Genomic DNA, 12,884 nt, shown 5'->3' with positions numbered 1-12,884 from the left:
AGATGGACAAAGGCAAGCCTATGAAATCGCAGACGACCAAAGCCGCCCCTTCAACCTTCACCAGAGAAGAGGATCTGCGCGCCTATGAACAGATGGTGTTGATCCGCCGTTTCGAGGAGCGCGCCGGTCAATTGTACGGCGAGGGGCTGATCGCGGGGTTCTGCCACTTGTATATCGGGCAGGAGGCCGTCGTCGTGGGCATGCAGATGGCGATCGAGGAGGGAGACCAGGTCATCACGGGCTACCGTGATCACGGTCATATGCTGGCCTTGGGTGTCGATCCTGACATCGTGATGGCAGAGTTGACTGGCCGTGCTTCCGGCATCTCGCGGGGTAAGGGCGGATCGATGCATATGTTCAGCCCGGAACTGGGCTTCTATGGCGGCCATGGCATTGTTGGCGCGCAGGTTTCGATCGGCACGGGGCTGGCCTTTGCCAACAAATACAAGGAAAACGATCGTGTCTGCCTGACCTATTTCGGGGATGGTGCCTCGAATCAGGGACAGGTCTACGAGAGTTTCAACATGGCCAAGATCTGGAACCTGCCGGTTGTCTATGTGATCGAGAACAACCGCTATGGCATGGGCACCAGCATCGAGCGAGCCTCAGCTACCATCGATCTTTCGAAGCGTGGCGCTTCCTTTAACATTCCCGGCGAGCAGGTCGATGCGATGGACGTGCGCGCCGTGCGTGAGGCAGGGCAGCGCGCGGTGGACCGGGCAAGGGCGGGAGAGGGCCCCTATATTCTGGAGATGTTGACCTACCGCTATCGCGGCCATTCCATGTCCGACCCTGCCAAATATCGCTCGCGCGAAGAAGTTCAGCAGATGAAGATGCAGAACGATCCCATTGATCGCGTCATGGGCCGCCTGCTCAACGATTGGAAACTGCCTGCCGATGAGTTGAAGGAGATCGACCGGCGCATGAAAGAGGTGGCGATCAAGGCGGCCCAGTTCGCCACGATCAGCCCGGAGCCGGATCTGAGCGAACTCTATACGGATGTCTATGCCTGAAGGGTTTCACTGATTCTGGAATGTCATCGAAAACATGAAATTCTGCCGTTTAATCTCCAGAGAAAGGCACAGCATGACGAGCCTCACTCCAGCATCGCCAATTTCGATCCCGACGCTTTCCCCCAGTTTGACGGTAAAAGGCGTTGAGAATGCGGGGCCAGATGGGAATCGTGGCTGGGCGGACGCAAGCGCACTCCAGATCTCTGTCGCGCAACCTCCCGACATCACGACGTCAGACATGTACCGTCAATGGCAAGCACAAGCTGCGTTGAGCCAGGACACGAAGGCGCTGGCCAACGCCATAGGAGCCGCCTTCCAGGCGATTATAGCCGATCGCCCCGATCTTGCTGACGCGCATTTCGATTTCACCTCCGACGATGGCAAGCTCAAGGTCGAGGCAAGCGGTCTGGGCGATACCGATCGCCAGTGGCTTGAGCAGCGTCTCAATTCCGACACCGGTCTTGTCGGAGCCGTTGGAATGTTCAATGCGGATCTGGGGCACCTTTTAGGTGTCAATGCAGAAACCGCAGTCGACGACACCGCAGCGACAGCGGCTAAAATCGATGGTTCGGTCCATTTCCTCGCGATGATGCAGGGCGTGGTGAACAAGGCGGGGCAGACGGGCTGGCTGAGCGATGCGACCTATACGGACGGGCAGGGGCAGGGCATCGACCTCGCGCAGGCGCGGACGGATTCGCTTTCCGGAATGATCGACGCCAAGAGGCAACTTGATGCCCTGCAGGACGGCAGTGTCGTAACCCGGTTGGCCAACGGCCATGTGTTGTATGGGGCTCAGGTCAACCCCGATCCCTGGTTTGAGGCAGGCATCATTGCTCCTGCCTTTGTATCGAGCCACTCTGTCTCCAGCGCGAAGGTGGCGGGCGGTCATGGCCTGTTGATCGATCGGCTCATCTGACAGCGGGCAGCGCACCGGCAGGAACTTTACGCGTGCATCTCGAGCTCGCGCCTTCGATCCATCGATCGCGGCAACCCTGTGCGGACCTAGTGCAGAGGCTGGGGGCGTGCGCTCCCAATCGAACTTTCACCAATACGCATGAAAGTGATGGAGCGGCCCATGTCCCTTTCCTACATCGAGCTTTCCGCCGTTTGCCAGCGCATTGTGCATGAATGTCTTGGCGCGGCGGACGCTTTCTTCCACCCCAAGCGACGGCAACAGCGCCGCGATCGCGGCCGACAAGGTACAGCCGGTACCATGGTCGTTAACGGTCACGATGCGCCTTGCGGAAAGCTTGATCATGTCGCCGCTGCCAAGCAACAAATCGGTGCTATCGCCCCCGTCCCGCAGATGGCCGCCCTTAAGCAGCACCCACTGTGGGCCCAGCATGCGGAGATCGGCGATCCTTCTGCGCATCTCCTCCCGTGTCCATTCCCCTTCGAAACCCAGCAAGACCCCCGCTTCGGGCAGATTGGGGGTGATGACCGTGGATATAGGAACCAAGCTTGCCGCAATCGCCGCCACGGCGTCGGGAAGCAACAGATGATCGCCGCTTTTGGCGACCATCACGGGGTCCAGCACGATGTTGCGCGCGCCATGATGGCGGAGGCGATCCGCGATGATTGCGGCGATCTCTGCCGTGGCCACCATGCCGATCTTGACGGCATCGACACGGACATCTTCAAAGACCGCATCGATCTGAGCGGCGACGAATTGAGGTTCGAGAGCCACGAAAGAACGTACACCCTGCGTGTTTTGCGCGACCACAGCGGTGATTGCGGACATCGCATAGGCGCCCAGGGCAGAGAAAGTCTTGATGTCGGCCTGAATGCCGGCGCCTCCGGTCGGATCGGTTCCGGCGATGGTGAGAACGTTCGCGATCATGAATAGCGCTCCTCAACGACAAGGGCTGCCAGTCTTGCGCAGCCGACGCATGGTATCGATCTGCCGCGAGGAAAGGATTGTCTGGCCGACATGGCGATGGCGCAATCCGCCAGCGCGAGGTGATACAGACCCGTCCCTTCGCCAGTGTGATCTGGATCAGGTTCAAAGGGTCACCGCGCTGCCTGGGCCAACGGTATCTCAGCTTCTTGTCGAAGCTCCCCTCGGTGTTCTGCCAGCTTAGTCTCTTAAAGCAGACTGTCCATCGGCTTCATCGAGGTTGTCCTGCAGCTATCGTCGACGCCGCGATGCCCGAGGCGAAGGAAAAGTGGTCGAAGGTGGAATTCACGATGACGATCATCACGTCCTCGGGCCGAATGCCGGGGTTGGCCGCTAGTCCCGCCACCAATCGCCGGTAGAAATCCTGCTGCACGGCCTGCGCCCGGACCCGGCCCGTCGTGATATGGAAAAGCACGAAATCATCCGAGCGCGGTCCGCCACCATAGTGGCGGTCAAAGATCAGCTCGCCCGGCTGATGCTGATGGATCGCCACAAACTGGTCGGTTTCGGGCACTTCGAAGCCCTCGACCATGGCGCGGTCCAGACTGTTGACGATGGCGGAGAGATGGGCTGCCGGCTTGCCTGCGAGCAGCGAAATTCTGGTGAAGGGCATAGTCGAAACTCCATTGCGTCAATGGCGGAAAGGGTTCCCCTTATCGGACCTCCACGATCCGGGACGCCCAGGGGTTCTGCCCGTCTCTCAGCCAGCGCAGCGTGTCCGTCCAGAAGTCCGGTGCATGGCGATCATGGAACAGGGCGAAATGGCCGAGGGCGGTCAGGTCGTAGTCCTGAGGCCTCAGGCAGACCAATGTCCGCGGGGCGCGGCGATAATAGTCCAGCGTGCGCCGCAGGGCCGCGACTGTGCCGATGTCGTCATCCGCAACAGCAACTGCCAGGATCGGCGCGGTCACCTGGGCGATACGATCGCACACGTCTTGCCGTTCGCCGACCGGATGGTTCCGTTCAAACCTTTGGTGGCGGAAGCTCCACTCATGGGCAACGCCTGCCGGCAGGTCTTCCAGCCAACCAAGGCGCCGACCGGGAAAATAGCCGAAGAGCGCCGTCAGCAACGGCATCGCTACATGCCATTTCAGCAGCAGTCGCGCGCGGGCCCTCAGGGCGTAATCGCCCCACCAGGCATATTGGGCGCCGACGGTCAGCATCCGGTCGATCCGCCCGGCGCCACGGGCCAGACCCGGCAGAAAACCGCCAAAGCTGTGGCCCACGACCGCCAGAGAGGACTTGGGGCTGCGCTCCTGCATGAAGCGCAGTACGGCCGCGAAATCCTGCTCGCCCCAATCGCGCCACTGGTAGTGGCATCCCCGCAGGCTGGCCGGACGGGAGGCACCAATTCCACGGTAATCATAGGTCAGCACGTCGAACCCATGCGTCGCCAGAAAGCGTGCGTATCGGTGATAATAGCGCGCCACCACCCCGGTCGCGGCGTTAACGATCACGCTCCCGTGGCTGGCGCCGGGCGGCGCCGCCCAGACATGGCCATGGAGCGTAACGTCATCGGCGCAGCGGAACGACACGGTTTCACCATGAGGGGCGGAGGGGGGGGCGACCACGCTTGCCATGAGCACGAGGATAAGGCAGGTGCCTGCCTCGAGTATATTCACTATACGGTATACATGGCCATGGCTAGACAGCTTCCCCCGGCGCGCGAACGCATCCTCAAGGCCGCTGCTCGACTGTTTCAGGGAGCCGGCATCCGCGCCACCAGCCTGGACGCCATCGCTGAGCATGCAGGCTTGACCAAGCGCACCGTCTATTACCATTTCCGCAGCAAGGACGATCTGATCGCCGCCTATCTGGCGGCGCGCGACGAGCCCAATCTGGCCCTGTTCCAGTGTTGGTTCGCCGAGGGGGAAGGGGATGCTGCCGCCCGCGTCGAAAGCATTTTCCGCCATCTTGCGAAGGCAGCGCGCCATCCGGCCTGGAGGGGCTGCGGCTTCCTGCGAACATCGGTCGAACTGGTCGATCAGCCCGGGCATCCGGCGGTCGTCGCGGCGCGCCGACATAAGAAGCGTGTCGAGGCGTGGCTGGCAGGCGTGTTTCAGGAGGGACGGAACGGGCAGGAGGCTGAGGCCTTGGCGCGCCATATCATGTTGCTGCTGGACGGTGCCTTCGCGGTCGTCCTGCTCCATCGCGATCCGAGCTATCTCGACAGTGCGGGGGAGGCCGCCGCCTGTTTGATCCGAAGTTTCGCGCTGGTGGGCGCAGAAATGTAGCAGTCGACGCTTTGCTCGACCGGCGGCTTGGCAAGCAAAGAGTGTCGGCACCTCCCAGTCTCTGTAGGATGCGCTGCGCGGCCTCCTGGCAAGTGCTCTTGTCTGGTGTTTCTCCCAAGCAGAGTCCGACGTCGAGCCAATTGCCCCGATCGGTATACGGCGGGAGAGCGTGGTACGAGAGGCCCCTGGCCGCTAAAGTCTCGACCGACTATCGAGCATGTGGGTCCGCCTCGCTAACCGCCAAGGCGATCATTCGCCCCAGCAAGGTAGGAGCGGAAACATGAGCCAGATGTCCCTGATCAACCAGTTGCGTTATGAGCGCCTTTGGTATTGCTCGCGCGAAGCGTTCGAATGCGGAGCCATAGGGCGCCTGCCGCAGGCTATGTTCGCCAACGATTAGCGTCACAGGGATCTCGAGCTGCGCATAGCTTTCGTAATGTGGCTCGAACTGCTCGATCGCTGCCAGTTCATCTCCCAGGGACGCTGCGAGGCGACAAAGTTGCGGCCAAGCCGGGGTCATTCGCAAGGCGTCGACATAGTCTTGGGAGAAGCCGGATACATCCCGGTTGACGATCTCCACGACCCGATCAAAATCTTGATGCGCGAGCGCATCACGCACTGGAGTGATCGTCTCGGGCGCGAAGGGGCGTGAGATCGGATCATAGGCTATGACAGATGCAAGATCTAAACCTGTGACAGCGCCTTCAAGTGCTATCAGCCCACCATAGCTCCAGCCGGCCAGATGAACAGAGCCCGGCTGCGAACGGACAACGCTGGAAATATCGGCAATCTCGCATTCTACAGCGTAGTCGGCGCCCATTTCTCGGCTCGGGGCACGACCTCTGCGGTTGACGATCAACAACGGATTGGGTGCGTCGATTGCGTCCGCTACGGGGATCCAGCTTTCCGCATCGGCCATGACACCGGGCAAAAGGACGATCGGGTCGCCATCTCCACCGCGATGATACACGACAATGCCGTCTATATTCCTTTTCTCATAGATCATGACTGTCCACCCTGCTCCGGAAGCATGAATGTCTCTGAAGGCCGCCTCCAATTTATAAAGCCTGGAGATAACCAAAAATTACGAGGCCAACGGGGCTGATGATTCGAAGGCAGCTCTGCCCGGCATTAAGCAGCCCTAATAACGGATTTGATCGCCGTCGGGATGATTATGTGTTGGGAACTACGCCAGCAATCCCAGGCTGGGTACGGTGAAAAGCCAGCGGTGCCTCCAACAACGGCGACACCGCCACAAGCCAGCTCAATGCGAGATGCATACTTTAGGCTTGCCCGCGCCGTAGGATACGCAAGGCCCCTGAGGCGGATTTCCCGCTTTGCTCGGATCGGATGGGCCGGTGCGATCAATGATCTCTGCCGGATCGACATCATTGTTCGAAGAGGCCGCGCGAATGTCGCCCACGCTGCTCTGGTTGTTGTTGGCAATGGTATCCTGGCTGACCGTGCGTGAAGCCGCCTCTGTCGCCGCCGGATTGATCGTCAGCGCGACGGCGTTGGCGGGCGCCTGCACGAACACATAATTGCCAGCACTGAGACCAGAACCGACGATGCCGTAGAGGCCGGGCGCCGATTGCGCCGTGGCTGTGCTGGTAAAGCTCAGCGAACCTGTGGTGGCGGTGGCCACCGTATCCTTGAGCAGGAAGCCCGTCACACTCCCAGAAAAGACCGGATTGGCGGTGTTGGCAAAGCGGCTGACCGGATCGGCGACATACGTCAGCGTCGCCGGGGTAATCGCAAAATTTGCCCCCGTATAGGTGACGGTATAGTTGCTGCCCGCCGAGAGACTGCCCTGATTGATGGCATAAGTGCCGACATTCGAGCCTTGAGCGGCGCCGGTGGTCAATGCCCCGCCGAGGCTGTCCCCGCTGACAAGCCCGGACTGCGTGTACAGCAGCGCCGGTATGACCGAACCATAGACACTCGACTGCCCGCCGTTGGCCGCGATGTTCAGCGCGGCACGGCTGACCGTGTAGTTCCCGGTGAGGCCCGCGAAGCTGTAATTGGCCGCATCCGTCCCGCTGATCGTGGAGAGGGTCTGGATGCCGCTATAGCTGCCTGCATTGAGATGACCGCTGCTGCTGGTTTTGCCTGCCGTGACGATGGAGACAGGCCCGGTGGTGACGAGATCCCCCGCCACCAGATTACCGAAGCTCGCCGCGCCAGGCGCGAGCGCCGCTCCATAGGTCGAGGAACCGGCGGCAATCGTACCGCTCAGCGCAAGCTGGTTGACTGCATAATCACCCGTCATCCCTGCGAAGCTGTAATTGGCGGCATCGGCGCCGCTGATGGCAGAGACACTCTGGATACCGGTGTAGCTGCCAGCCTTGAGGTTTCCGCTGCTGCTGGTGTTTCCGGTGGTGGTCAGAGCGACGCTGCCTGGGGTCACCTGATCTCCAGCGACGACGTTGCTGAAGCTCGCCACACCGGGAGCCAGGGCTGAGCCATAGGTGGAAGTGCCGGGCGTGATCGCGCCACTCAGCACCAACTGGCTCACGGCATAATTGGCCGTCAGACCAGTAAAGCTGTAGTTGCCTGCGTCCGCCCCCGTGATCGCGGAAACGCTCTGGATGCCTGTGTAGCTGCCAGCCTTGAGGTTGCCGCTGGTGCTGGTGTTGCCAGCGGTCGCGATGGTCACCGGGCCTGCCGTGACAGCATCCCCAGAGACCAGATTGGCGAAGCTGACGGCGCCCGGCGCCAGCGCCGAACCATAGGTGGAGGAGCCCGCCCCCAGCGTACCGCTCAGGGCGAGCTGGTTGACAGTGTAATTGCCCGTCAAACCGGCAAAGCTGTAGTTCGCTGCGTCAGCCCCTGTAATGGTGGAGACGCTCTGGATACCGGTGTAATTGCCCGCTCTGAGGTTGCCGCTGCCGCTGGTGTTGCCGGTGGTGGCGATGGTTACGCCGCCGGCGGTGACCACGTCGCCGGTCAAGAGATTGCTGAAGCTGACGGCCCCCGGCGTCAGCGCCGAGCCATAGACCGAGGAACCGGCGCCCAGCGTACCACTCAGCGTCAGCTGATTGACGGTATAGTTTCCTGTCAGCCCCGCGAAGCTGTAATTGGCGGCATCGGCGCCGGTGATCGCGACAAGGCTCTCGACGCCGATGTAGCTGCCGGCCTTGAGATGACCGCTGCTGCTCGTGTTTCCCGAGGTCGCAACAGTGATCGCGCCGCCGGTCAGGATATCGCCGGCGATTGCATTGCTGAAGGTCGGGGTGCCGGGCATGAGCGTGGAGCCATAGGTCGAGGACCCTGCCGCAATCGTACCGGTCAGCGCCAGCTGGTTGACGGTGTAGTTGCCGCTCAGCCCCGCAAAGCTATAGTTGGCGGCATCAGCGCCGCTGATGGCCGAAACGCTCTGGATGCCGGTGTAGCTTCCGGCCTTGAGGTTGCCGCTGGTGCTGGTGTTGCCGGTGGTCGTGATCGTCACGGGACCGGCATTGACGGCATCGCCCACGACCACATTGCTGAAGCTGAGTGCCCCGGGCGCCAAGGCCGAGCCATAGTTGGAAGAACCAGCCGTGATCGTGCCGCTGAGTGCCAGCTGGTTGACGGTGTAATTCCCCGTCAAACCGGCAAAACTGTAGTTTCCAGCATCCGCTCCGCTGATGGCCGAAACGCTCTGGATGCCGGTGTAGCTGCCAGCCTTGAGGTTGCCACTGCCGCTCAGGTTACCGGTGGTCGCAATGACCACCGGGTTTGCGGTGATAGCGTCACCCGCCACAAGATTGCTGAAGCTGACGGCGCCGGGCGCCAGCGCCGAGCCATAGGTCGAGGAACCGGCTCCCAAGGTGCCTGCCAGCGCAAGCTGGCTGACGCTGTAGTCACCCGTCAGCCCGGCAAAGCTGTAGTTGGCGGCATCCGCGCCGCTGATCGTCGAAAGGTTCACAATGCCGGTGTAAGTGCCGACCTTGAGATGACCGCTGCTGCTGGTGTTGCCAGCGGTCGTGATCGTGGAAGCACCGGCATTCACGATATCGCCCGAGAGCAGATTGCTGAAGCTGACAGCGCCAGGGGTCAGGGCCGCGCCATAGACCGACGAGCCGCTCGTCAACGTGCCGTTCAAGGCCAGTTGGTTGACGGTGTAATTGCCGGTCAGTCCTGCGAAGCTGTAATTCCCGGCATCGGCGCCGCTGATGGCGGAAAGGCTCTCGATCCCGGTGTAGGCGCCGGCCTTGAGATGGTTGCTGCTGCTCAGGTTCCCGGTGGTCGTGACCGTGACTGTACCTCCCGAGACCACATCGCCCGTAATCACGTTGCTGAAGCTGGCGGTGCCCGGCGTCAATGTCGAGCCATAAGTCGAGGAACCGGCGCTCAGTGAACCAGTCAAGGCCAGCTGATTGACGGTGTAATTGCCCGACAGGCCGGCAAAGCTGTAATTACCAGAATCCGCACCACTGATGGTCGAGAGATGTTCGATCCCGGTGTAGCTGCCTGCCTTGAGGTTGCCGCTGCTGCTGGTGTAGCCAGCTGCGGTTACGGTCACCGTACCGGCATTGACCGCATCACCTGCGACCAGATTGCTGAAGCTGGCGGTGCCCGGCGTCAGTGAGGAGCCATAGATCGAGGACCCTGCACCCAGCGTGCCAGTCAGGGCCAACTGATTGACGGTATAGTTGCCTGTCAGCCCGGCGAAGCTATAGTTGGCGGCATCCGCACCGCTGATGGTGAAAACGCTTTCAATCCCAGTGTAGCTGCCCGCTTTGAGGTTGCCGCTGCCGCTCAGGTTGCCGGTGGTGTTGACGGACACCGTACCGGCATTGACCACATCGCCAGACAGCAGGTTGCTGAAGCTGACGGTGCCGGGCGTCAGGGCGGAGCCGTAGGTCGACGAACTCGATGATAGTGCGCCGGTCAGAGCTCGCTGCGTGACGGTGTAGTCACCTGTTATGCCTGCGAAGGTGTAGTTGCCGGCATCCGTGCCCGAGAGCGAGGTGACGCGCTGTATGCCGGAGTAGCTGCCTGCCTTGAGGTTACCGCTGGAACTGGTGTTGCCGGCAGTGAACACCGTTACCGTAGCAGAGACATTGCCGGCTCCGCTGACAAGATTAGTGAGATTGACGGTGCCCGGTGCCAGGACGGCACCATAGGCTGAACTGCCCGCGACGATGCTGCCGGTCAGCGCCAGCTTGTTGACGGTCAGAGCGCCAATCGTATTGCCCGAACTGGCGATGGAATAATTTGCCGCAGCCGAGCCGGTGAGGGCAGAAACGCCTTGGAAATAGACTCCTGCCGCCAGCGTGGGTGACAGCGCGACCATGCCCGAGAGAACGCCGTTGTTGTTGGTCGTGTACAGGCTGACCGTGCCACTGACATTAGCCGGGTTGCCTGACAGGATCGCCGTGCTCAGCGTGGCCTGAGTGCCAAAAGTGCTGGAGGTGGGGATTGTGCTATAGGTCAGCGGCGTGGTCATGATCGGCGTCAGGAAAAGCTGCGGATAGGATCCGCTGCTGGCCGTCCAGACGGTTGAGGAGAAGCCGTTGGGTAACGTTCCGTTCTTAAATTGCACGGTGGACAGGCCAGTACCTGCGTTGCCTTGGCCTGAAGAGGACGTTTGCGAGGTATTGATGTCCCAATAACCGTTGGTGACCGTACCCAGCGACGCAGTTTCTCCCACCAGTCCGCCGACATAGGTGCCCGCGCCTCCGATGAGCGCGCCAGTCGAATATACATTGGTAACAGTACCGTTGTTGAAGCCGAGCAACCCGCCACTGTCCGAACCGTTACCTAAGCCGCTGCTGGCTCCGCCTTGCCCTGCAGCGGTTTGCACAGAACCGGTCGCGTAGGAATTGCTGATGACGCTCAACTGTCCGGAGTAGCCGTCATTGAAGCCGACCAACCCGCCAGCATAACTGCCCAGAGCAGTGCTGGTAACGGTGCCCGTGGCACGGGCACCCGTGATCGTGCCCCAGTTGTAACCGACCAGACCGCCAATCAAGGCATTGGTCTGATTGCTCGAGACATTGACTGAAGACCAGACGTTTGAGATTTGGCCTAAATTTTGGCCGACAAGCGCACCCACCGCTGACCCTGTCGTCATATTGTTGATAACAGTCCCACCGACAAGGCCGAGATTGGAGACTGTGGCGGGGTCGTTGAAGTTCGCACCGATCTGACCGAACATACCAATCACAAGTTCATTTGCATTGGTGACATTGATTGTCAGATTTTTGATCGTGTTGTTCAGGCCATTGAAATTACCGGTGAAGTAATCATTGCTGCCGACGTAGGGCGCAATAGGGCTCTGGGCATAGCTCGTACCCCCCATGTCGATGGTCTGGGCCAGCGCGTATTTGCCTGAAAGATTGTTGTTGATGTTAAGAAGGTCGGCTACGCTATGGATCAGCGTGTAGGATTGGTTGTTGATCGTCAGCGTCGCGCCGCCACCCTGCAACTGCACATTGCCCGCGCTGTTGAAGGTCAGCGCTCCGCCGCTGCTGGTGCCGTTCACATTGTTGTTGGTGTTCAGGACCAACTTGCCGTTGCCGGTTGCGGTGAGCGCAGCGTTGAAGATGATGCTGTGAAAAGCGTCCAGCGTCAGCGTGTTGGCCGAACTCCAAGTGATAGCGCTGTTAACGTTGATATCGCCCAGCCCGGAAGACGCATTGCCAGTACCGCTTGATCCAGTGTTTGTGGTCTGCAGCGTAACGCCGGTGCTCGCCAGATTGCCGGCGATGGTGCTGGCGGCGGCGCTGTCGATTGTCAGGTCCGTGGGGTCGACCAGCCATGTGCCGGTCTTGCCACCTGCCGCAATGGTATCCACATGAATGCCGGTAAAATCGACGCTGTTGCCGGAGGTTTCGACAAAGCCGCCCTTGCCTGTTGCCCCCAATGCGCGGGCGGTCAGCGTGCCATTGGCGGTCAGGCTGTTGCCCAGTGCCATGATATGGCCAGCATCGCCGCTGCTGCTATCGACATTGATTGTGCCGCTCAGCACCACATTGCCGCTCTCGCCCGAGACGTTGCGCGCATTGATGCTGCCGGGCAGATTGACAATGTTGCGCAGCGCATCGCGGGCCTGAGCACCGGTCAGCGCGGCTGCCGCGCCATTGGCGGTCAGTGCGGCATCGGTGGGCAGGGCCACCTGCAGAAAGCTGTCACCATTGAGGTCGAGTGTCGCGGTGGTGCCCGCACCGATCACCACCTGTCCTGCCGGGGCAAGGATCAGGCCGGTGTTGCTGACGCTGCCGCCCAGCAGGCCAACATAGCCGCCGGTTCTGGTGGTGATCGACCCGGCATTGGCGATGGCCCCGCCCGTGCCGCCAAAGGCGCCCTTGCCGGCCAGAAAATCTGCATCGGCGATATCGAGACTCGAGGCGACGAAGCCGCGTCCGACATTGACCACACCCGATGCGGTGATCTGGATGCCGTTGGGGTTGATAAGATAGACGCTGCCATTGGCACTGATCTGGCCCGCAATGGTCGAAGCGGTGTTGCCGGTTACGCGGTTCAATGTGGCGCTGCTGGCATCAGGCTGGTTGAACACCACGCTGAGACCGGGGGCCACATCGAAGCTCTGCCAGTTGATGATTGCCTTGGCGCTCGATTGGTTGATCGTCAGGTTGCCGCCGTTGGGTGCGCCGATCTGGGCCTGCCCGGAAGCGACCGTACCACCCGCCGGAAGAGGAGCCTGAGCCCATGCCGGGCTGCCCGTCATGGCGGCCAGCAGGGCCAGGGCGCTAGAGCTTGCCGCGAGTTTGATCTGTGTGAAACGCTGCATGT

General features: G+C 61.1%; 8 protein-coding genes and 1 riboswitch. Of the genes, 3 read left to right on the top strand and 5 right to left on the bottom strand.

Features of this window, described 5'->3' with window-relative positions; all coding sequences use genetic code 11:
• Positions 1-2 precede the first annotated feature (2 nt).
• Both pdhA and HGK27_RS30055 read left to right on the top strand, forming a co-directional pair.
• Positions 3-1,013, top strand: coding sequence for a pyruvate dehydrogenase (acetyl-transferring) E1 component subunit alpha (gene pdhA / locus HGK27_RS30060; protein WP_206245795.1), 1,011 nt, complete (start codon positions 3-5; stop codon positions 1,011-1,013).
• A gap of 73 nt (positions 1,014-1,086) precedes the next feature.
• On the top strand, positions 1,087-1,929 hold the full coding sequence (locus HGK27_RS30055) for a hypothetical protein (RefSeq protein WP_206245794.1): 843 nt from the start codon (positions 1,087-1,089) through the stop codon (positions 1,927-1,929).
• Between the two features lie 126 nt (positions 1,930-2,055).
• Here the strand turns inward: HGK27_RS30055 and thiD are convergent, their stop codons facing one another.
• From thiD to HGK27_RS30040, 3 genes are all read right to left on the bottom strand, one after another.
• Complete coding sequence (gene thiD / locus HGK27_RS30050) at positions 2,056-2,853, bottom strand: bifunctional hydroxymethylpyrimidine kinase/phosphomethylpyrimidine kinase (protein WP_206245793.1); 798 nt, start codon at positions 2,851-2,853, stop codon at positions 2,056-2,058.
• A gap of 116 nt (positions 2,854-2,969) precedes the next feature.
• Positions 2,970-3,085: riboswitch (TPP riboswitch) on the bottom strand.
• Between the two features lie 36 nt (positions 3,086-3,121).
• The gene (locus HGK27_RS30045; protein ID WP_206245792.1) at positions 3,122-3,523 is read right to left on the bottom strand and encodes a tautomerase family protein; all 402 of its coding nucleotides are present in this window, start codon (positions 3,521-3,523) and stop codon (positions 3,122-3,124) included.
• A 40-nt stretch (positions 3,524-3,563) separates the two neighbouring features.
• A complete protein-coding gene (locus HGK27_RS30040) occupies positions 3,564-4,490 on the bottom strand; it encodes an alpha/beta hydrolase family protein (RefSeq protein WP_206245791.1) in 927 nt (308 codons plus the stop codon).
• Between the two features lie 60 nt (positions 4,491-4,550).
• Between HGK27_RS30040 and HGK27_RS30035 the strand changes: the two genes are divergently transcribed.
• Positions 4,551-5,144, top strand: a complete 594-nt coding sequence (locus HGK27_RS30035; protein ID WP_206245790.1) for a TetR/AcrR family transcriptional regulator — start codon at positions 4,551-4,553, stop codon at positions 5,142-5,144.
• Positions 5,145-5,352: 208 nt separating this feature from the next.
• Here HGK27_RS30035 and HGK27_RS30030 read toward each other — a convergent pair whose 3' ends face one another.
• Both HGK27_RS30030 and HGK27_RS30025 read right to left on the bottom strand, forming a co-directional pair.
• Positions 5,353-6,150 (bottom strand): alpha/beta fold hydrolase, encoded by a 798-nt coding sequence (locus HGK27_RS30030; protein ID WP_206245789.1) that lies wholly within the window; start codon positions 6,148-6,150, stop codon positions 5,353-5,355.
• Positions 6,151-6,408: 258 nt separating this feature from the next.
• A complete protein-coding gene (locus HGK27_RS30025; RefSeq protein ID WP_206245788.1) occupies positions 6,409-12,882 on the bottom strand; it encodes an MBG domain-containing protein in 6,474 nt (2,157 codons plus the stop codon).
• Between the last annotated feature and the right edge of the window lie 2 nt (positions 12,883-12,884).

This window comes from Novosphingobium terrae (genome assembly GCF_017163935.1).
GTDB lineage: Bacteria > Pseudomonadota > Alphaproteobacteria > Sphingomonadales > Sphingomonadaceae > Novosphingobium > Novosphingobium terrae.
This window is presented reverse-complemented; position numbering and strand designations above follow the sequence as displayed.

Excerpts from the sequence above, each read along its gene's own strand:
- pdhA (WP_206245795.1), top strand. The coding sequence starts at position 3 with ATGGACAAAGGCAAGCCTATGAAATCGCAGACGACCAAAGCCGCCCCT.
- HGK27_RS30055 (WP_206245794.1), top strand. The coding sequence starts at position 1,087 with ATGACGAGCCTCACTCCAGCATCGCCAATTTCGATCCCGACGCTTTCC.
- thiD (WP_206245793.1), bottom strand. The coding sequence starts at position 2,853 with ATGATCGCGAACGTTCTCACCATCGCCGGAACCGATCCGACCGGAGGC.
- HGK27_RS30045 (WP_206245792.1), bottom strand. The coding sequence starts at position 3,523 with ATGCCCTTCACCAGAATTTCGCTGCTCGCAGGCAAGCCGGCAGCCCAT.
- HGK27_RS30040 (WP_206245791.1), bottom strand. The coding sequence starts at position 4,490 with ATGGCAAGCGTGGTCGCCCCCCCCTCCGCCCCTCATGGTGAAACCGTG.
- HGK27_RS30035 (WP_206245790.1), top strand. The coding sequence starts at position 4,551 with ATGGCTAGACAGCTTCCCCCGGCGCGCGAACGCATCCTCAAGGCCGCT.
- HGK27_RS30030 (WP_206245789.1), bottom strand. The coding sequence starts at position 6,150 with ATGATCTATGAGAAAAGGAATATAGACGGCATTGTCGTGTATCATCGC.
- HGK27_RS30025 (WP_206245788.1), bottom strand. The coding sequence starts at position 12,882 with ATGCAGCGTTTCACACAGATCAAACTCGCGGCAAGCTCTAGCGCCCTG.